Here is an 18,886-nt window from a genome sequence, read left to right as displayed (position 1 = left end):
AGCTGTGAGAACTGCAGGTTCATTTCTCGCCCGGCCTTGAGATCCTGACGCCGGAGCGCTTCGGCCTGGCGGCGGGAATCCACCGTAACGCGCCCTGCTCGAGACATTCGTTCATGAACAGAACGGTATGCTGGATGCCACGCGCGTAAGCGGCCTGCCAATCCGATTGCTGCAGGACCCCCGGCTTCACCACATAGCGGGCACGCCCCTTCTCCACGATGAGCCCCTCCTTCAGCAACAGCTTCAGCTTGCGGCGGACGGTCTCGCGCGGAATGCCCGACGCGCTGGCGATCGACGTCGCATTGACGGCACGCTGGCCTTCCAGGCCGATGACGCTGTCCAGAATCCGGTACCGCTCGCGGAAGGCGGCATCGCGAAGGCCCGGTTCGACGACTGCAATTCCGATGACTTCCGCCACCATCGCCAGTTCGAGATCCCCGTGGTAGCGGGCGCGGCGCTCGCGTTCGATGCGGTGCAGATAGTTCCCGATAAGTGAGATGAAGACCCGCGAAATGCCGTCTGTTTCCGTAAGGACCAGCCGTCCGCCGGAAGCGACCACCGTCGCGCGCGCCCGGGGCGCTCCGGTTTCGACGCTGCCCTTCTTCGATGTCGATAGCGTACGACTCCTGGCCACGAGATCCTCCGGACTTCCTGGGTCGGTCGGCTGATTGCCCATTTTGGGCAGTCGTCACGTTGAAAGCCAATGGCATGCCCCTAAAATCCTGAGCGTGCGCATCGGCAAGCTGACAAGGTGCGGAAGCTCCCTTTTCGTCCTGGCTGCGGGCGAGGGCGTGGGCGCAGGGATCAGGGATCAGGGATCAGGGATCAGGGATCATGGTGACATGGCAGCTCCTCACACTCGTCTGTCGATATCTTGACGAAGCGCCCAGCAACATACGCGATACCGAAATGACTCCGGCAATATTTCAAATGAAGATCGGCACCCCGCGAGCGCACATTATCGCGGGCTTAGCGTTCGCTCTGGCGTCGCTGTGCGTTTCCCTGGCTCCAGCGTCGGCGCAACCAAGCTGCAACAGCTTAAATCTGGATCCCGCAAGTCAGCAGTGTGCCCAGTACCAGGGGCAGTATGGCGTTCTGGCCACCTTCGCGACGCCGGCCTACTCGACACCGAACAACAGCATAATGACCAGCGATCTTTCGATCGTCGAAGGCATCTATGGGAACGCGACCGTGGGTCAACGGAACCAGGCCGCAGCCAACTACTATCTCTCCAACTCACAATACAACGTATGGAACCAGATATCTCCGTCGAGCCAGATCCTGTCGACCCTGACGGCTTTCCCCCAGCTCGGGGTATCGGCACCGCTGTCGATAGCATTGAGCAGCCAAATCCCTGGCTCAGCGGGTGTCTATCAATCGATCACCAACACTTTGAATACGATCGTGGGCACGAATACGATCGTGGGCTTTCAGCAGGTGGATCCTCTCAAGGACGCCTTCAACTCCTATTTGACGGCCTTTCGGGGAACAACGACTCCCTATTCTTACCCATCCCCCGGTCCGAATCAGACCCCTGGGCAAAACGACCCCCGGCCTTTCCAGATCAGCAATGCGATCGCATCGAATCCCTGGTCGGCCAGTCAAGCCAGCGCCGCCGCAATCCAAAATCAGATTGGGGAATGGGGTGCGCCCGGCTCGGGCGGCGGCCTTCAGATGTCCGGCGGCTTTCCGAGTGGACATTCAACTGTCGGCGACACGACCTCTCTTCTGTACGCCATGCTGCTGCCGCAGGCCTACCAAAGCTTGATGGTCTCGTCCCAGCAATTCGGCCTGAGCCGCAATATCCTTGGCGTGCACCATCCGCTCGACGTCATCGGTGCACGGATACTCGCGTACTACACGACAACGCAGCTCCTGGCGGATGAACCGAACTACGTTTTTCCCATTCCGATCCCGAGCATATCGACCTTCCCTGCCTACCTCTCCGCACTCTCCAGTGATCTCACGGCGACACTCAATAGCACCTACGGCAGCGCAATAACCGCGGTTCCCTATGCGGCATGTGCCTCGAATATCGTGGGCTGCATAGCCAATGGATCCCTCCCATCCGCCGCGCAGTTTGCCGCCGCCAATCAGGCCTATGCGAACCAGGCGACATACGGCTTCCAGCCGGTTGGCCCGACCAACTTGGCCGCCGTCGTCCCGGCAAATGCTTACCTGCTGATCGCCACGCGCTTTCCCTATCTCAACAGCGCTCAACTCACCGAGGTGCTGGCCACCACGGAGCTGCCTTCGGGCGGCGTGCTGGACGATGGAAAGGGTTGGGTGCGCCTGAACCTCTTCAAGGCTGCAGGCGGATACGGCGCGTTCAATTCCAGCGTGGCTGTGACGCTTGATGCTTCCCTGGGCGGGTTCAATGCGGTCGACATGTGGAGCAATGACATCTCGGGCCCGGGAGGACTCACCAAGAGCGGCACCGGCCTGCTCATCTTGGGTGGTAATAACAGCTTTACCGGCGGAACGACGGTAACGCAGGGCACGCTCGCCCTCTCGGGTACCATGGTGGGCAACCTCACGATCCAGCCGGGTGCCAGCTTCGTCAGCGGTGGCGGGTATTCGGTCGCCTCGGGTGCCACGCTGGAAAACGCCGGCACATTCCAGTCAGTGAACGCGAGCCTCGTGAACCAGGGCACGTTGAACAACAGCGGTACCCTGAACACCGACCTCGTCAATACAGGGACGGCAACAAATACCGGCACCATCAACGGCAGCATCGCCAACACCGGCAACTTCATCCAGGCAGCAGGCGCTTTCGCCAACGGCGCTACTCTGATCAACAACGGGATCTTCACCGGCAATGTGATCAACACCGGCGTGCTGGGTGGCAACGGTACCTTCGTCGGCACGGTTACGAACAACGGGATCGTGTCTCCTGGGAACTCCATCGGCACGCTGAACGTGGTGGGCACCCTGACGCAGGCCCCCGGCAGCGGCTTCCAGGTCGAGACCACCGGCGCCGGCCAGGCCGATCGCGTCAATGTGAGCGGCGCGCCGGGCACCGCCACCATCGCCGGCGGCACGGTGACCCTGAGCGGCGCGTCCGGCGTCTATGCGCCCAGCACCACCTACACCATCCTCAATGCCACCGGCGGCGTCACCGGCACCTTCGCCAACGCCAACAGCCTCTACCCCTTCCTGCAACCCTCGCTCTCCTACGACGCCACCAACGTCTTTCTGACGTTGAAGCCCGGCGGCTTTGGCGCGGGCGCGGCCACGCCCAACCAGGCCGCCGTCGGCCGCGTGCTGGATGCGAGCGTCGCGGGCTCCAGCGGCGATCTCGCCACCATCATCGGCACCATGGCGACCTACACCTCCGCTCAGGGCCAGGCAGCCATGAACGCCATCAGCGGTCAGAACTATTCCGGCTTCGGCACCGCCAACCTCGGCAGCGGCCTGCTGTTCATGAACTCGCTCGGCCAGCAGATGGGCCTCGCCCGCGGCGGCTTCGGGGGCGGCCAGCGCGTGGCCCTCGCACAGGCCTGCGAGACCGGCCTCCCCGACGCCTGCGACGGCGCGCCCAGCCCGTGGAGCCTGTGGGGCAACGCCCTCGGCGGCACCGGCAGCATCGCCGGCAACGCCAACAGCGCCACCCTCACCTACAATGCCGGCGGCTTCGCCACCGGCATCGACTATCGCTTCGATCCCCGCTTCGTGGCCGGTGTCGGCGTGGGCTTCAGCAGCGGCAACCAGTGGGCCAGCGGCTTCAGCGGCCAGGGCACCACCAGCAGCTACCAGGCCAGCCTGTACGCCTCCTTCACCCAGGGCGCCTTCTATCTCGATGGCATGGCGGGCTACGGCTACAACGACAACCAGATGACGCGCCAGATCGTGCTGCCCAACCTGGCGGCGCGCACCGCCCAGGGGCGCACCGGGGCCAACCAGTTCCTCGGCCAGCTCGAGGCCGGCTACCGCATCGGCCTCTACGAACCGGCCGCGATGTCCGTCACGCCCTTCGCCCGCTTCCAGGGCCTGACCAACAGCCAGTACGGCTTCACCGAAAGCGGCGCCGGCGCGCTCAATCTTAGCGTGGCGGCGCAGACCACCGGCTCGGCCCGCAGCGTGCTGGGCGCGGAGTTCGCCGGCGCCTTCGGCGCCGAGGGCCGCGAGAAGCTCGCCGTCCAGATGCGGCTGGGCTGGGCGCACGAATACGCCGACACGTCGAGGCCGGTGACCGCCGCCTTCGCCGGCGCGCCGGGCGCCAGCTTCACCGTCTTCGGTGCGGCCTCGCAGCGCGACACCGCCACGCTCAGCCTCGCCGCCAACACCGCCGTCGCCCAGGGCGTCGCCCTCTACGCACGCTACGACGGCGAAGTGGGCTACGGCACCTCCACCCACGCCCTCAACGCCGGATTCAGGGTGACATGGTAGTCGAAAGCAAAGGTAAGGCGTTCGGGCTCTGCGGCATGGAGATACCCGACATACTGGCATGCCAGCCGCGGCGGAACGGTACTTGGCCCCTGGCGCCTCGCGGGAAAAGCCTCAATCCGCGGCGACCGCCGACAGGTTGAACTGCAGTTCGGCCAACCGGGCATACAGTCCGCCCCGGCGCACGAGTTCGGCATGCGTGCCGATGTCCGCCACCCGCCCCTCGTCGATGACGACGATCCGGTCGGCCTTCTGCACCGTGGCCAGCCGATGTGCGATGACCAGGGTCGTCCGCTTGTGCATCACCCGGTCGAGCGCCTGCTGTACCGCCTGCTCGCTCTCGGCATCGAGGGCGCTGGTTGCCTCGTCGAGCAGGAGCACGGCCGGATCGCACAGCAGCGCCCGGGCGATGGCGATGCGCTGGCGCTGTCCGCCCGACAGGCGCACCCCGCGCGCGCCGAGGTCGGTCGCAAAGCCGTTGGGCAAGGCCTCGATGAAGCCCAGCGCCGACGCCGCCTCGGCCGCGGCCCTCACCTCGCCGTCGGTGGCTTCCGGCCGGCCATAGCGGATGTTGTCGGCGACGGAGGCGCTGAACAGGGTCGGGTCCTGCGGGACGATGGCCAGCGAGCGGCGCAGGTCTGAGAGCGCCAGTTCGCGGATGTCGATGCCATCGAGGCGGATCGCGCCCTTCTCCGGATCGTAGAAGCGCAGCAACAGGTTGAAGGCCGTGGTCTTGCCGGCACCCGACGGTCCGACGATCGCCACCGTCTCCCCCGGGGCGACGGCGAGATTGAAGCGGTCCAGCGCCAGCGAGTCGGTTCGGGTCGGATAGCGGAACGAGACCTCCTCGAACGAGACCGCCCCCTTCACGGGCCGGGGCAGCGGCTTCGGGTTTGCCGGCTCGGCGATCGACGGCGGTTCGGCCCGCAGCTCGGCCAGCCGTTCCGCCGCACCCGAAGCGCGCTGCAGGTCGCCGATCGTCTCGCTGATGGCACCGCCGGAACTGGCGACCAGCACGGCATAGAACACGAAGGCCGAAAGATCGCCGGCGGTGATGCGGCCGGTCAGCACGTCGTGCCCGCCCATCCACAGCAGGAAGCCGACGGCGGAAAACACGATGAAGATGACCAGCGTGGTCATGATGGCACGGCGCGACACGCGGCGGGTCGCGGCGACGAAAGATCGCTCGGTCGCCTCACCGAACCGCAGCGCGGCGCGATCTTCCTGGGCGAAGGCCTGGACCGTACGCACGCCATCGAGCGTTTCGGCGCCTTCCGACACCATCTCGCCCATGCGCGCCTGCGCCTCGCGCGACAGCGCCTTGACCTGGCGGCCGAACACGATGATCGGAATGACCGTCAGCGGGACCACCGCGAGCGTCCACAGCGCGAGCTTCGGATTGGTGACGACCAGCATCACGACGCCACCGAGACACATCAGCGTGTTGCGCAGCGCCACCGAAGCCGAGGAGCCGATCACCTGCTCGATGAGCTGGGCGTCGGCCGAGATGCGGCTCATCACGTCGCCCGAGCGCTTGACCTCGAACCAGGCCGGTCCCAGCCGCACGACATGGTCGAAGAGGTCGCGGCGCAGGTCGCCGACCACCCGCTCGCCCAGCCAGGAGACGAGGTAGAAGCGCGCGCCCGAGGCGATCGCCAGCACGACCGCGACAGCCAGCAGGGAGGCCAGGGCGTAGTTCAGGATGTCGGGGCGCCCCTGGGCGAATCCGCGGTCGATCAGGGCGCGCAGACAGGCGCCGAAGGCCAGCACCGTCCCGGCCGCGACCAGCAGCGACAGCAGCGCCAGGATCGTCCGGCCGCGATAGGGCCTCAGATAGGGCCCCAGCAGGGCCAGGCCGCCAAACCGGTTCATGGTGCCTGCCAGTTCAAGTCCACCCCCAGCTCGTCGCCCAGCGCCACCAACAAGTCGCCACCGCCGCGCGTGTCCAGCCACTGGCCCGCCGCGGCGTCAAACGCGTAATGGCGGGCGCCGCTGACCGGCGAACTCAGCCAGATTTGCCGGGTGGGTGCATGTTTGTTGACGATCCAGGTTCCGGCATCGCCTTCGACCGTCAGGATGCCGCCCTGGAGTTCGGCATCGACATGCTCGCCAAGCGCCTCCTCGAGGGTCGCGAGGAGGCTGTCGGCGAGGGTCTCGAAGGCTGAATCGGTCATGGGTCCGGCCGGTCTACAGGCCGCCGCGGGGCCGTACAACCCGCTTGTCGCCGCGGCGCCGGGACTGTATATCCCCGCCCCTGTTGCGCCGGCCGGTCGGAATCGGCCCTGAAGCGCTGGAGAGAGTATCATGCAAGAGAAGATTCACCCCGACTACCACACCATCACCGTGGTGATGACCGACGGCACGTCCTTCGAGACGAAGTCGACCTGGGGCAAGGAAGGCGCCAGCCTGCGCCTCGACATCGATCCCAAGACGCATCCGGCGTGGACCGGCGTGCGCCAGAGCATCGATCGCGGCGGCCGCGTGCAGCGCTTCCGTAATCGCTTCGGCATGATCGGCAGCGACAAGAAAGATGCGCCGGCCGAAGCCAAGGCCGACGCCGAGAAGAAGTAGGACCCGCTTCTTCGAAAGCCTCTGCTACACTACGGCCGCGATACCCATCGGGAGGCGGCGTAGTGAAATCCGTTAGAGTTGTTTGTGCTCACGATTGTCCCGACATGTGCTCGCTCATTGCACATGTCGACAACGGCAAGGTTGTGCGCATCCAGGGTGACCCCGATCAGCCGTACACGGCGGGTTTTGCCTGCGGCAAGGTCAACCGCGACAGCGACCTCGTAAACTCACCCGAACGCATCGCCACGCCGCTGCGCCGCACCGGCCCCAAGGGCTCTGGCCAGTTCAAGCCCATCACCTGGGATCAGGCGCTCGACGAGATCGCCGGCCAGTGGAAGAAAATCATCGATGAGAGCGGGCCCGAAGCCATCCTGGGCTACGCCTACTCCGCCCATCAGGGCCTGATGAACCGCGGGCTGGTGAACGGCCTGTTCCATGCGCTCGGGACCTCGCGCCTTCAGGCCGGCACGGTCTGCGACACCTGCTGCGAGACGGCCTGGGAAGTGACGGTCGGCCCGGTGGGCGGCGCCGATCCCGAATCGGTCGTGCATTCCGACATGGTGATCTCGTGGGGCGCCGACCTCGCGGCCACCAACGTGCATTTCTGGGCGCTTGCCGAAGCGCAGCGCAAGAAGACCGGCATGCCGATCGTCGTGATCGATCCGCGCCGCACGCGCAGCGCCAAGGCCGCCGACCTCTATCTGCCGATCCGGATCGGCACCGATGCGGCGCTGGCCCTCGGCGTCATGCACATCCTCGTGCGCGACGGCCTCGCCAACCGCGACTACATCGCCAAACACACGCTGGGCTTCGACAAGGTCGAGGCCGACGTGCTGCCGAAGTTCACGCCGGCGCGCACAGCCGAGATCACCGGTCTTTCCGTCGCCGACATCGAGAAGCTTGCGGCGATGTACGGCAAGGCCAGGGCCGCCCTGATCCGCCTCGGCGAGGGCATGACCCGCCTCACCCATGGCGGCCAGGCGTTGCGCACCGTGGCACTGCTGCCGGGTGTTTCGGGCCACTACGGCGTGAAGGGCGGCGGCGCGCTGCTGCTCACGGCCGCCTCGTGCGACCTCAACTATGCCGCCGTGCGCAAGCCGTCCGGCCCGGCGACAGCGCGCATGGTGAACCATCTGCGCCTCGGTGAAGAGCTCCTGAACATGAAGGATCCGCCGATCCGCGCGCTGTTCATCGCTGCCAACAATCCCGTCGTGACCTGCCCCGAGGTGCACAAGGTCCAGAAGGGCCTGATGCGGGAGGACCTGTTCACCGTCGTGCACGACCCGTTCATGACCGACACGGCGCGCTACGCCGACATCGTCCTGCCGGCGGCCAATTATCTCGAGACCGACGATCTCTATCGTGCCTATGGCGCCTACTGGATGCAGTGGGGCCAGAAGGCAGTAGAGCCGGCCGGCGAAGCACGTTCCAACTTCCATGTCGCGCAGGCGCTGGCGCAGCGCATGGGAATCACCGACAGGATCTTCAGCCTGTCGCCGCGCGAGGCCGCCGAGGAGTTCTTCAAGGGCTCGACCGGCCCCGCCTCGAAGGTCGACCGCAACGAGTTGTTCGCCGGCGTGCCACTCAACATCAAGCACGACTGGGACGGCCAGCCCTTCAAGACGCCGTCGGGCAAGCTCGAATTCTACTCCGAGCAGTTGGCCAAACAGGGCCTGCCACCCATGCCCGATTGGGAAGCCGATCCGATCGAGGCCCAGGAAGCCGCGAAGTGGCCTCTCCGCCTGCTGACGGCGCCGGGCTACTTCCAGGCCCACACCGCCTTCTCCGGCGTCGGCTTCCTGCGCGAGCGCGAAGGCAAGCCCTTCTGCATCCTGCATCCCGAGGATGCCGCAAGGCGTGGCTTGAAGGACGGTGACCGAGTTCGCCTGTTCAACGACCGTGGCGAGATCGGCCTGATGCTCAGGGTCACCGACGAGGTCCAGCCGGGCGTCCTGCTCGTGCCCGGCCAGCGCCCCGTGGGCGAGGCCGTGTCCGGCACGATCAACATGCTCTGCTCGGACCGCTACACCGACATGGGCGAAGGTGCGACCTACCAGAGCACGTGGCTCGAAGTGGCGCCCTGGAAGGAAACGGCAGCAGCCTGATCGCCGCCCGCCTCCTCCGGAATCACAAGTCGAGCCGCATCAGCGGCTCGATCGCTTCACCCCGCCGCAGTGCACGCAACGCAGCGGTGTCGGTATAGACACGCTCCTCGGCGATGCGGCCCTCGCGCAGCCGGAATTTGTCGACGCCACGCGTGTCGAGGCGCTGTCCCGCAACGATCCGCGTCGTCTGCCACTCTATCACCACGACGTCACCGCGGGATGTCCAATCGAGAAGCTGCCAGACGAGATCGGGTGCGCTGTTGCGCACGAGGTCCGTGAGCTGGCCGAACTCCTCGCCCCGCACCGGCCGGTCGTAGAGCGGCGAGTGCAGCACCCCGTCCGGATGCCATAAGGCGAGGAATGCCTTGCCATCGCGTGATGCCCACGCGGCAGCGAAGCGGGTCACGAACTCCTGCACGTCCTGATCGGTCATGGCGCCCCTTTCGGTTGACGGGGGAACGCTATGCGATACCGGCCGGCTGGTCTGGCGAAGTTCGGACTCTACGTGTTTCGGTTCATTCGCCGGAAAGAATGAACCGATGCTGCGTGCGCTCGCGCCTGGCAAGCTTCGGCAGCGCCTGACCCACGATCAGCGCCTTGAAGTGCGGCGTCTCCTGATGCGAGACGAAGCCCGCCTCGTCATGGAACACTTCGTAGAAGAAGAACTTGTCGGGTTCCGCGATCGAGCGGTGGATCTGGAACGCATGCACCCAAGGTTCGCGCTGGGCCTGTGGCAGGTATTCACGAACGATGGCGGCGACGGCATCGGCCTCTCCGGGCTTCGTTTCCCAGAATGCCGTGACGATGAGCCCATCCTTCAGGGAATGCAGATCGACCATATGTTTCTCCCTCGGTTGCTGACGGGAGGGTTCTAGATTGGCAAATGGCGCCGTCGTTTCGGCCGGGGTCGAAGCGACCGCTCGCCTACTTCACCATCTCCTGCGCCGCGACCCTGATACGGCCGGTGCGACGCGCCTTGTCGAGCGCATCGTGGTCCTCGTCGGTCTGCTTTGCATAGGCCATCGCGAACTTGCCGATGGCTTCGTCGAGCGTTTCGCTATTGCCGCAGTAGCCCGCGATCATCGCCGGATCGCCCGACTTGGCGTGCGCAAGCGCCAGGGCCCAGCCGCACAGGGTGCAGTATTCGACGAAGCCGTCGATGTTCGCCGGGTCGCTCTCGTTGAACTTCACGCTGCCCTTCATGTCGGCGAGCTGGCGGACGTAGAAATCCTTGCCGTCCACCTTGCCCCAGCCGAGGAAGATGTCCGGCGAGCCCTGGGCCAGGCGCTGACCGACGACCACCCGCCGCCCCTGGTTCTCGAAGCTGAGCTGGTGATCGACATAGGGCGCGAGGACCGATTGCTGCGCCTGCTTCACCTGCAGGAACAGGGGATCGTCCGAATCGACGCCCTGCAGCAGCACCACCCAGCAGCCCGTGCCGACGCTGCCGACACCCACGACCTTGCGCGCCGAATCGACGATGCGGTAGCGCGAAAGCAGCACGCGCCGGTCGATGGTAATCGACTGGACGTAGTCCCGAAGCATGTCGTTCAGCGCAACGTTGGCCGGCGTTCCTGACACCGTATGCGTTTCACGCACGATCAGCGGCACTTCCTCGATGATGCGATGCTCGCCACCGACCTGTTCGGTCAGCTTCTCGAGCACGCTGACATGGCCCTTGGCGCGTGCCTTGTCCATCATCCGCTCGGCGCCCCGTCGCGCCCGCGGCGACAAGGTGTCGAGGACCGCCCGCTCGTCGATGCGGTCGTACCAGATCTGCAAAAAGCCCATGTCGGCGTAACGGCGCATCCGCTTGCGATAGGAGCGCACGATCGCGTGGGCCGCTTCTTCGGCTTCGACGCGATCGCCGCCCATGAAACGCACGGCGACGGCGGCGCTGGCGGCCAGGCGCTTCAGGTCCCATTCCCAGGGACCCGGATGGACCTCGTCGAAATCGTTGATGGCGAAGATCAGATTCCGCTCGGCCGAGGCGAAGACCCCGAAATTCGAGACATGCATGTCGCCGCAGGCGCCGACACCCATCCCCGTCACCGGCGTATTCGATAGGTCCGCCGTCATCACCGCCGCCGAACCGCGCAGGAAGGCAAAGGGTGAGGCCAGCATCCGCGCAAAGCGCACCGGCACCAGCTTCTGGACACGCGACACGTTCTGCTCTTCCAGGATGGCGACCGGGTCGGGCCGGTTCGCCGCCTTCTCGAACGTGGCGTGGGAGGTTCGCGGCACCTGCGTGCGCAGCGCCTTGCCGGCCTGCAGCCGCTCCGCGACCGTCGCCCGGGGCGCCGTGAAGCTCTCCAACAATTCCATGTTCTCGGTCGCGGCATTCATGCGCGCGAAGGTGCGGTCGACGTTCGCGTCGATCTTAACCAATGTCATGTCTTTCCCCGCTCTCGGTCGCCATTCAACGTCGGTGGCCTGCCGCGGTCAAAGCAATTGCCCGCGAGGAACGCCGTGTCGGCCCTATCGGCCCCTCGTCCGCTTCAGTGTTCCCATGCCGTCCCCGTCCAGATTCTCGAGGGTGATTTGCGAGGCCCGCCCATCGGGCCCGATCTGGAAGGTGACGCCGACCATCCAGCCCGGGCTCTCGGCAAAGGGCGCATAGAGGAAGAGATCGCGGTTGAAATGCTTCAAGGGAAAGCGCTTGCCGGCAGGCCCCAGCGCGACCGACAGGGCACCCCCTGACTCGGTGACCCTGATGTCGCCGACATAGTCGTTGTTGTAGAAGCCCGTATAGGCTTGCAACGGCATCGGGGGCGACGGCATGGCCGGCGGCGAGGCATAAGGGGCCATCGCCTGCTTCTGCGCACCGGCACCGAAACTCTCGTCGTAGATCCCGTTCCAGTGCGCGATCCAGTCGCGGGAGGGCTTGCCGGCGTAGACCTCGTCGAGGAATGTCGCCGCGAGCCCTTCCGGCACACCGGTGGGAAAGGCGTTGCTCAGGATGACGATGCCGAGCTTCTCCGCGGGCAGCATATGGACGAGCGTGCGGGCGCCGGCGCTGAAGGCCCCCGCATGACTCCATTCTACGCCGCGGTCGCGGAAGTCGACATTCCAGCCCATGCCGTAGAAGCCGGTCATGCCCGTCTTCGGATCGGTGCTGCGCACGATGGTCGGCTGCCGCGTCTGCTCGATAGCGGCCTCCTTGATGATCGGCCGGCCGGCGTAGCGACCGTTGCCCAGTTCGAGCCGCAGCCACTGCGCCATGTCGCGGGCATTCGAACTCGCGCCGCCGGCCGGGGATTGCGCATCGGCATTTCGTTTCACGAGCGGCGTCCATTTTCCGTCGACCCGGACATGCAGCGACGAGCGGTTGGGCTGGAGCAGGAAGTCGCGCGCGCGCGAGCTGGTCGATTGCATGCCGAGCGGCCGGTAGACCTTCTCTTCCGCGAGAGCCTCCCAGCCCTTGCCGGTTGGCCGGGTGGCTGCGATCGCGCCCGCGGTGAAGCCGAAATTGCTGTAGGCATAGCTCGCCCGGAAGCTGCCGCCCGGCTTCGTGTAGCGGACGCGCTTCAGGATCTCCTCCCGGCTGAAGCCGAGATCCTCGATGTCGTTTCCGGCATTGGCCGCCAGGCCACTGCGATGAGAGAGCAGGTCGCGAATCGTGACCTGGGCGGTGGGATAGGCATCGGGCAGCGCGAAATCGGGGTCGAGATCGCGAATCCGCGTGTCCCATGTCACGACACCATCGCTGACGAGGGCGGCGACGACCGTGGCCGCCAGCGGCTTCGAGACCGAGGCCAGCTGAAACACCGTATCGGCGCTCACCGTCTCGGCCTGCCCCGTCTCGCGCACGCCATAGCCTTCGACGAAAACAACCTCGTCGCGATAGACAATGCCGATGGACAGGCCCGGAACCTCGCCCCGGGCCACGACCTGCCTGGCCAGCTCCCGCAGCTTCGGCAGGGCCGCCGTGACCTTTTCCTTAGTGACGGTCTGCGCCTCGGCGCCGAAGGAGCCAAGCAAGACGAACATCAGGGAAAGAAGGAGCCTCATATTTTTTGTTCCCTTTCTGTCACGACCTGCTTCTTACCATCGGAGCGGCCGGCGAGGAGCGCCAACCGTACGCCGGCAACCGCAGCGATCAGTGCAACCGGCACGAAACTCACCGGCACCCAGAAGGCCGCGCTCTCGATACCTTGTGTGCTGAGGCCGCGCGAGAGGCCCGCAAGGGTGGCGACGATGCCGGCTGCGGCGGCCCCCAGCGCGAAGCCGGTCTGTTGCACGGTGGCAACCGCGGACGCGGCAAGGGCACCCTCGCCCTGACGGGCGCCGCCCATCAATCTCTGGACGCCGAAGCCCCAGCAGGTGCCGATGCCCAGCCCGACCAGGGCGATCAATACGGGCAGCACCAGCACCGGCTTCGTCGCCATGAGAAGCGCGACACCGCCGAGGCCGACGGCCATCGCCAGCGGGCCGATGACGAGCATCCGGCCCGCCGCATGCGGCGACCAGCCCGAGACGAGGATCGAAGACACCGTCCAGCCCATCGACGCGCCCGCAACCGCATAGCCCGCCGCCAGCGGGTCGAAGCCATGCAGGCCCTGCAGGAAGATCGGCACGAAGATCGAGAGCGGACTGTAAGCGATCGAGACCAGCAGCGCGAACGTCATCGCCACGCCCGTCACCGAGCGCGGCGAGAAGGCATCGCTCGGGAAGAGCGGCGCCGTCGACCGCCGGTCGAGCAGGATCATCGCGATCAGCAGCACGACGGCCGCGAGGAAGAGGCCGAGCTTGGCGAGCGGCAGGGACACGACACTAGCCGTCGACATGACGGCGATCGCCAGACAGATCAGCGCGACCCTGCCGAAGGGCACGATGCGCACCGGGCCGCCCTTCTCTGCCCGCGCCCGCGGCAAGGATCGCGCCGCGACAACCGCCAGCAGCGCCGCGAGGATGGTCACGGCGTAGAAGGCGCCGCGCCAGTTTCCCCAGGTCGCGAAGGCCCCGCCGACCATGGGGCCGACCAGGACCGACATGCTCCACGCACCGGAGAGCAGCGCAGCGACGCGGGGCCACATCGGCTCGGGAAAGGCGTTGCCCACCAGCACATAGGCCATGGCCGAGAGCACGCCGCCCCCGAAGCCCTGCACGAAGCGACCGGCCACCACGACGCCCATCGAAGGCGCTACCGCGCAGACGAGCGCCCCGATGCCGAAGACCACCGCGCCGGCACAGAAGGCCGTGCGCGCGCCCAGCCGCGCGGTCAGGTGTCCCGTGCAGGTCGCCGCGACGATCGACGAGGCGAGGAAGGCCGTGGTCGGCCAGCTCATCATGGCTGTGCCGCCGACATCCTCGACGATGCTGGGCAGCACCGTCGCCAGCATCAGCACGTTCATCGAGTGCAGGAGGACGCCACCCACCAGCGCCACCAGGAGCGGCACCCATTGCGGCTTCAGGAGCGCCGACCAACCGACCGTTACAGACATCGCCGCGACTGATCATTTTCCGGCGTCGCGGTCAAACGATGGCCACGAGCGGCGTCCGGCTATCGCGTCCGAAAACCGCGAGCGTCTTGCGGAGGTGCGTGGGAATATCCGGCCATGGAATTGCTCGACCGCAGCACCTACTACCGCGCGTTCCAGAGTCACGACGCGCGTTTCGACGGCCGCGTGTTCGTCGGCGTGACCTCGACCGGTATCTACTGCCGGCCGGTCTGCCCCGCGCGTCCGCCGAAGTTCGAGAATTGCCGCTTCTTCGCGTCGGCAGCGGCGGCGCAGGACGCAGGCTTTCGCCCCTGCCTTCGCTGCCGCCCCGAGATCGCGCCCGACCTGCCCTCCTGGCGCGGCACTGCCAGCACCGTGAACCGCGCGCTGCACCTGATCGCCGAGGGGGCGCTCGACGAAGACGAAGCCGGTGTCGAGACGCTCGCCGAACGGCTGGGCGTCGGCGGCCGCCAGCTTCGCCGACTGTTCCAGCGTCATCTGGGCGCCTCTCCCGTCGCCGTGGCGCAGACCCGACGCGTCCTGTTCGCCAAGCAGCTTCTGCACGACACACGCCTCCCAATGGCCGAGGTCGCACTGGCTTCCGGCTTTGGCAGCGTCAGGCGCTTCAACGAGACCTTTCGCGCGCTGTTCGACCGGCCCCCCAGCGCGCTGCGCCGCAAGAATGGCGGCGATACTTCGGCACGCGACGGCGTCACATTGATGCTTGCCTACCGCCCGCCCTACGACTGGCCGGGCATGCTCGCCGCGCTCGAAGCCCGCGCGCTTCCCGGCCTGGAAAAGGTCGAGAAGGATACATGGCACCGTCGCCTCGATCTTGAGGGGCTCCGGGGCAGCGTCGCGGTTTCTCATCGACCGGAACGCAGCGCCGTAGCCGTGACGATCCGTGTTCCATCGGTGAAGACCCTGCCGGCCATCGTCGCGCGCGTGCGGCGCGTGTTCGACCTCGGCGCCGACATCGCGACCATCGGCGGACACCTCGCCCGGGACCCGGCGCTGGCGCCGCTGATCGCGCGCCGGCCGGGCCTGCGCGCACCGGGCGACTGGGAGCAGGACCCACGCTGCGCTCCGGTCGACGAGGAGGCACCAGCCGCCTGGCGCCCCTGGCACGCCTATGCCGCCCAGCACCTCCTCATGGCCCGCGCGGTGCAGGCGCATGGCTGAGCTGCTCGAATTCAGCATCGATCGGCTGCCGACTCCGGTCGGTGAACTGCAGATCGTTGCCGACGACCAGGGCAACCTGCGGACCATAGACTGGACAGAACACGAGGCACGCATGCGCCTTCTGCTCGACCGCTACTATGGCAAGGGCCGCTATACGCTCCGTCCCTCTCTCGATCCCGGTGGGCTGACCGCGGCGATGCGCGACTATTTCAGCGGCAATGTCGCCGTCATCGACACACTTCCGGTGAAAACCACCGGCACACCTTTCCAGAGAAGCGTATGGCAGGCGCTGCGCACGATCCCGCACGGCACGACCATCACCTATGCCCAGCTGGCCGCGCGCATCGGCAGCCCCAAGGCGATTCGCGCGGCCGGACTCGCCAACGGCCAAAACCCAATCAGCATCGTGGTGCCCTGTCACCGTGTCATCGGCAGCAATGGCACATTGACGGGCTATGGCGGTGGCCTGCCCCGCAAGAAATGGCTGCTGGAGCACGAAGGCGCGCTGTAGGCCTCAGCGTCGGAAGTTCGCCGGCGCCGTCACATTGGCATACTCGAAGCGCACCTTGTGCAGCCCCTTGCCGGCACCTTGCACGTCCGTCTGCTGGCGCACAGGAAGTCCGTCGGCGCCGATCCAGATCTCCGATTCGGTGGGGCCCTGCGCACCGGTCGTCTTGACGCTGTAGAGGGTCGCTTCCTTGCCGTCGAAGGTGTCGACGCGCATGCGCGTGCAGGTGTGCGAGGCCTTCTGCATCGCCTGGCGAGAGTCGCTCACCGCCTTGCGGGCATCATAGGGCTTGGCGATCCACTCTCTGCCTGCGCGCATGTAGAGCGTATCTCCCAGCCGAATGATCTCGCCCCTCAACGGCTTTCCCGGCGCCTCCGGGCTTTCGATGGTGATGACCTGCCGCACGGGAACGCCCGCCTGCTTGACGACAGCATCGAGCACCGCCTGGCAGGCCGCATCGTCAGCCCGCGCGAAGCCGGTCGGCAGACCGATCGCAGCCGATAGAACGAGGATTGAAAGTCCGCGGCCGGCATCCGTCATGGCGTCCTCCTGCTTCGGGGGAGATAGGCCACGGCGACGCCTGCGACAACCGTCAATCCAGCGAGATGCCGGTCTCGGCCGCCACGACCTTCCACTGTCGCACCTCGCCGTCGAGGAAACGCGCCATCTCCGCGCTGCCCTGCGGCATGGGGTCCAGAAAGGCAGCGTCGAACTTCTCCTTCACGTCCGGCAGGAGCAGGACGCGGGATATGTCCGCGGCGAGCTTGCTCGTCACGTTCGAAGGGGTACCGGCCGGTGCCAGGAAGCCGTACCAGTTGTAGACGACCACTCCGGGCGCGCTTTCGGCATAGGTCTGTACGTCCGGCAGGCGCGGATGACGCTGCGCCGTGGCGATCGCCAGCGCCTTCAGCTTGCCCGACTGGAGATGCGGCATGACCGGTGCCATCGCGTTCATCACCAGCGGAATCTGGCCATTGATCGCGTCGTTGAGCGCCGGCCCGCCACCCTTGTAAGGCACATGCACGAGATCGAAGCCGACCTTGGTGCGCAGGAGTTCGTAGGTGAGATGCGGGCCACTGCCCTGCCCCGGCGTGCCGACGGCAATCTTCTGGAGCTGGTCGAGGGGCATCGCGAGCAGTTCCTTCAGCGAGTTTACCGGAAACGACGGATTTGCGACCAGGACCTGCGGCGAGGCGGCGACCAGCGTCACCGGCACGAAGTTCTTCACCGGATCGTAGCGTGCCTTGGAATAGACCGCCGGATTGATGCCGTGCGCCACGTCGGCATAGAGCAGCGTGTAGCCGTCGGCGGGCGCCCGCGCGACGATCTCCGTGCCCAGCATGCCGGCAGCGCCAGGCTTGTTGTCGACGATCAGGTTATAGCCGCCGAGTTCCTGGAGCTTCTGCGCCACCAGTCGGCCGGTGAAGTCCGAGCCGCCGCCGGGCGCGTAGGGCACGACGAGGCGAATAGTCTGAGAGGGATACGCCGCCTGCGCGCTGGCGGACGATGTAGTGAGACCGGCGACCGCGCCGGAGACCAGGAAGCTGCGTCGGGAAAGGTCTGTCATGGCTTGGAGACCATACACACTTCATGCCAGACCAGTCCCGCCGGTGGTTTCAATACGCTGCGAAAATCCGGGCGACCTCGGCGGGATCCGATGTGCGGGTGAGAGCCAGGGCGAGCAGCAGCCGCGCCTTCTGCGGGTTGAGGTTGTCGGCCGCCAGCACGCCGGCATCCGTGAGCTTCTTGCTGCGATGGATGCGCCCCGAGCCGGCGCGCGAGGACTGCACGACGACGATGCCCTGCTTCACCGCCTCCTCCATGGCCGCGAGGTCGGCGGCCGGCGGCATGCCCGGCGCGAAGCCCGCGGAGACAAGCCCCTTCGCGCCGGCGGCGATGAAGGCGCGCATGGCGCTGCCGTCGGAGCCCGCATAGGCATAGGCGATGTCGACCCGCGGCAGGGCATCGAGGCCGGCGATGTCGAACTCGGTGTCGGGCATGTGCCGCCGCTCGGGCTTGCGATAGTAGGCGATGCGGTCGCCGTCGGCATGACCCAGGATGCCGAAATCGGGCGTGCGGAAGGTCTGCATGCGCCAGTTCGAGGTCTTGGTGACCTCGCGCGCCGCTTGGATCTCGTCGTTCAGCAGCACCAGTACGCCCCTGCCCCGGCTGTCGGGACTGGCCGCCGTGCGCACGCCGTTCACGAGATTGATCGCGGCATCGGTCGACAGGCCCGAGGCCGGCCGCTGCGAACCGATCAGCACCACCGGCACGTCGATCTTGAGCACCAGGTTCAGGACCCAGGCCGTCTCCTCGAGCGTCGCCGTGCCGTGGCCGATCACGATGCCGGCGAGATCGGGATGCTCGGCGACGGTGCGATGACACAGCGCCGCGAGCTCCTTCCATTCGGCGAAGTAGATTTCGGGGCTCGGCACGTTGCGGAAATCGACCGGGATCACCTCGGCGATCTCGTTCACGACCGGGAAGCGCTCGACGATCTGGCTGGCATGCATCCGCTTGTCGTGGATGCCGTAGTCCTGCAGCTCGAGCGGATGGACGCCCAGCGAGGAGATGGTGCCGCCCGTGCCGATGAAGGCCACCTTGGGCCGGTTGCTGCTGCTCACGCGATGCTCCTGCGCTGTTCGTGGACTCGGCGGAGGACGCAAGATCGATGCCGCCGCGATGTCGCCGGG

16 protein-coding genes are annotated in these 18,886 nt (G+C 66.5%); 5 read left to right on the top strand and 11 right to left on the bottom strand.

Translation table 11 applies throughout. The annotated features are described in order from the left end of the window. Positions 1–19: 19 nt before the first annotated feature. Complete coding sequence (locus KQ910_RS17275) at positions 20–634, bottom strand: hypothetical protein (protein WP_216962899.1); 615 nt, start codon at positions 632–634, stop codon at positions 20–22. A 296-nt stretch (positions 635–930) separates the two neighbouring features. Here KQ910_RS17275 and KQ910_RS17270 point away from each other — a divergent pair, with 296 nt between their 5' ends. Next, positions 931–4,389 carry an autotransporter family protein gene (locus KQ910_RS17270; RefSeq protein ID WP_216962896.1) on the top strand — a complete coding sequence of 1,153 codons (3,459 nt, stop codon included), beginning with the start codon at positions 931–933 and terminating at the stop codon, positions 4,387–4,389. 111 nt (positions 4,390–4,500) lie between these two features. On the opposite strand, the gene KQ910_RS17265 is transcribed toward KQ910_RS17270, so the two are convergent. Both KQ910_RS17265 and cyaY read right to left on the bottom strand, forming a co-directional pair. Further along, positions 4,501–6,258, bottom strand: coding sequence for an ABC transporter transmembrane domain-containing protein (locus tag KQ910_RS17265; RefSeq protein WP_216962893.1), 1,758 nt, complete (start codon positions 6,256–6,258; stop codon positions 4,501–4,503). Then, on the bottom strand, positions 6,255–6,560 hold the full coding sequence (cyaY, locus tag KQ910_RS17260) for an iron donor protein CyaY (protein WP_216962890.1): 306 nt from the start codon (positions 6,558–6,560) through the stop codon (positions 6,255–6,257). Before cyaY ends, KQ910_RS17265 begins: the two co-directional genes overlap by 4 nt. A 130-nt stretch (positions 6,561–6,690) precedes the next feature. Here cyaY and rpmE point away from each other — a divergent pair, with 130 nt between their 5' ends. Together rpmE and KQ910_RS17250 are read left to right on the top strand one after the other, a co-directional pair. After that, positions 6,691–6,957, top strand: a complete 267-nt coding sequence (rpmE, locus tag KQ910_RS17255; RefSeq protein WP_068196979.1) for a 50S ribosomal protein L31 — start codon at positions 6,691–6,693, stop codon at positions 6,955–6,957. 62 nt (positions 6,958–7,019) lie between these two features. After that, positions 7,020–9,062 (top strand): molybdopterin-containing oxidoreductase family protein, encoded by a 2,043-nt coding sequence (locus KQ910_RS17250; protein WP_369408360.1) that lies wholly within the window; start codon positions 7,020–7,022, stop codon positions 9,060–9,062. A gap of 22 nt (positions 9,063–9,084) precedes the next feature. Here KQ910_RS17250 and KQ910_RS17245 read toward each other — a convergent pair whose 3' ends face one another. From KQ910_RS17245 to KQ910_RS17225, 5 genes are all read right to left on the bottom strand, one after another. Then, positions 9,085–9,495, bottom strand: coding sequence for a nuclear transport factor 2 family protein (locus KQ910_RS17245; RefSeq protein ID WP_216962883.1), 411 nt, complete (start codon positions 9,493–9,495; stop codon positions 9,085–9,087). A gap of 82 nt (positions 9,496–9,577) precedes the next feature. Then, positions 9,578–9,901: a putative quinol monooxygenase gene (locus KQ910_RS17240; protein WP_216962880.1), complete on the bottom strand. Its 324-nt coding sequence runs from the start codon at positions 9,899–9,901 to the stop codon at positions 9,578–9,580. An 85-nt stretch (positions 9,902–9,986) separates the two neighbouring features. After that, a complete protein-coding gene (locus tag KQ910_RS17235) occupies positions 9,987–11,456 on the bottom strand; it encodes a DUF2252 domain-containing protein (RefSeq protein WP_216962876.1) in 1,470 nt (489 codons plus the stop codon). A gap of 84 nt (positions 11,457–11,540) precedes the next feature. After that, positions 11,541–13,073: a serine hydrolase gene (locus KQ910_RS17230; protein ID WP_216962873.1), complete on the bottom strand. Its 1,533-nt coding sequence runs from the start codon at positions 13,071–13,073 to the stop codon at positions 11,541–11,543. Continuing rightward, the gene (locus KQ910_RS17225; RefSeq protein WP_216962870.1) at positions 13,070–14,506 is read right to left on the bottom strand and encodes an MFS transporter; all 1,437 of its coding nucleotides are present in this window, start codon (positions 14,504–14,506) and stop codon (positions 13,070–13,072) included. The genes KQ910_RS17230 and KQ910_RS17225 overlap by 4 nt, the downstream gene beginning before the upstream one ends. Positions 14,507–14,620: 114 nt before the next feature. Between KQ910_RS17225 and KQ910_RS27255 the strand changes: the two genes are divergently transcribed. Both KQ910_RS27255 and ogt read left to right on the top strand, forming a co-directional pair. Next, on the top strand, positions 14,621–15,685 hold the full coding sequence (locus KQ910_RS27255; protein WP_216962867.1) for a bifunctional transcriptional activator/DNA repair enzyme AdaA: 1,065 nt from the start codon (positions 14,621–14,623) through the stop codon (positions 15,683–15,685). Continuing rightward, positions 15,678–16,196: a methylated-DNA--[protein]-cysteine S-methyltransferase gene (gene ogt / locus KQ910_RS17215; protein WP_216962865.1), complete on the top strand. Its 519-nt coding sequence runs from the start codon at positions 15,678–15,680 to the stop codon at positions 16,194–16,196. The genes KQ910_RS27255 and ogt overlap by 8 nt, the downstream gene beginning before the upstream one ends. 3 nt (positions 16,197–16,199) lie before the next feature. Here the strand turns inward: ogt and KQ910_RS17210 are convergent, their stop codons facing one another. The 3 genes from KQ910_RS17210 to KQ910_RS17200 are packed head-to-tail and all read right to left on the bottom strand — an operon-like array spanning position 16,200 to position 18,817. Next, the gene (locus KQ910_RS17210; protein ID WP_216962862.1) at positions 16,200–16,733 is read right to left on the bottom strand and encodes a hypothetical protein; all 534 of its coding nucleotides are present in this window, start codon (positions 16,731–16,733) and stop codon (positions 16,200–16,202) included. A 52-nt stretch (positions 16,734–16,785) separates the two neighbouring features. Beyond that, a complete protein-coding gene (locus KQ910_RS17205) occupies positions 16,786–17,760 on the bottom strand; it encodes a Bug family tripartite tricarboxylate transporter substrate binding protein (RefSeq protein WP_216962859.1) in 975 nt (324 codons plus the stop codon). A gap of 49 nt (positions 17,761–17,809) precedes the next feature. Beyond that, a complete protein-coding gene (locus tag KQ910_RS17200) occupies positions 17,810–18,817 on the bottom strand; it encodes an asparaginase (protein ID WP_369408359.1) in 1,008 nt (335 codons plus the stop codon). Positions 18,818–18,886 lie beyond the last annotated feature (69 nt).

This window comes from Reyranella humidisoli, assembly GCF_019039055.1.
Lineage (GTDB): Bacteria > Pseudomonadota > Alphaproteobacteria > Reyranellales > Reyranellaceae > Reyranella > Reyranella humidisoli.
Note: the sequence above shows the minus strand (reverse complement) of the source record. Positions and strands in the feature narration are given on the sequence as shown.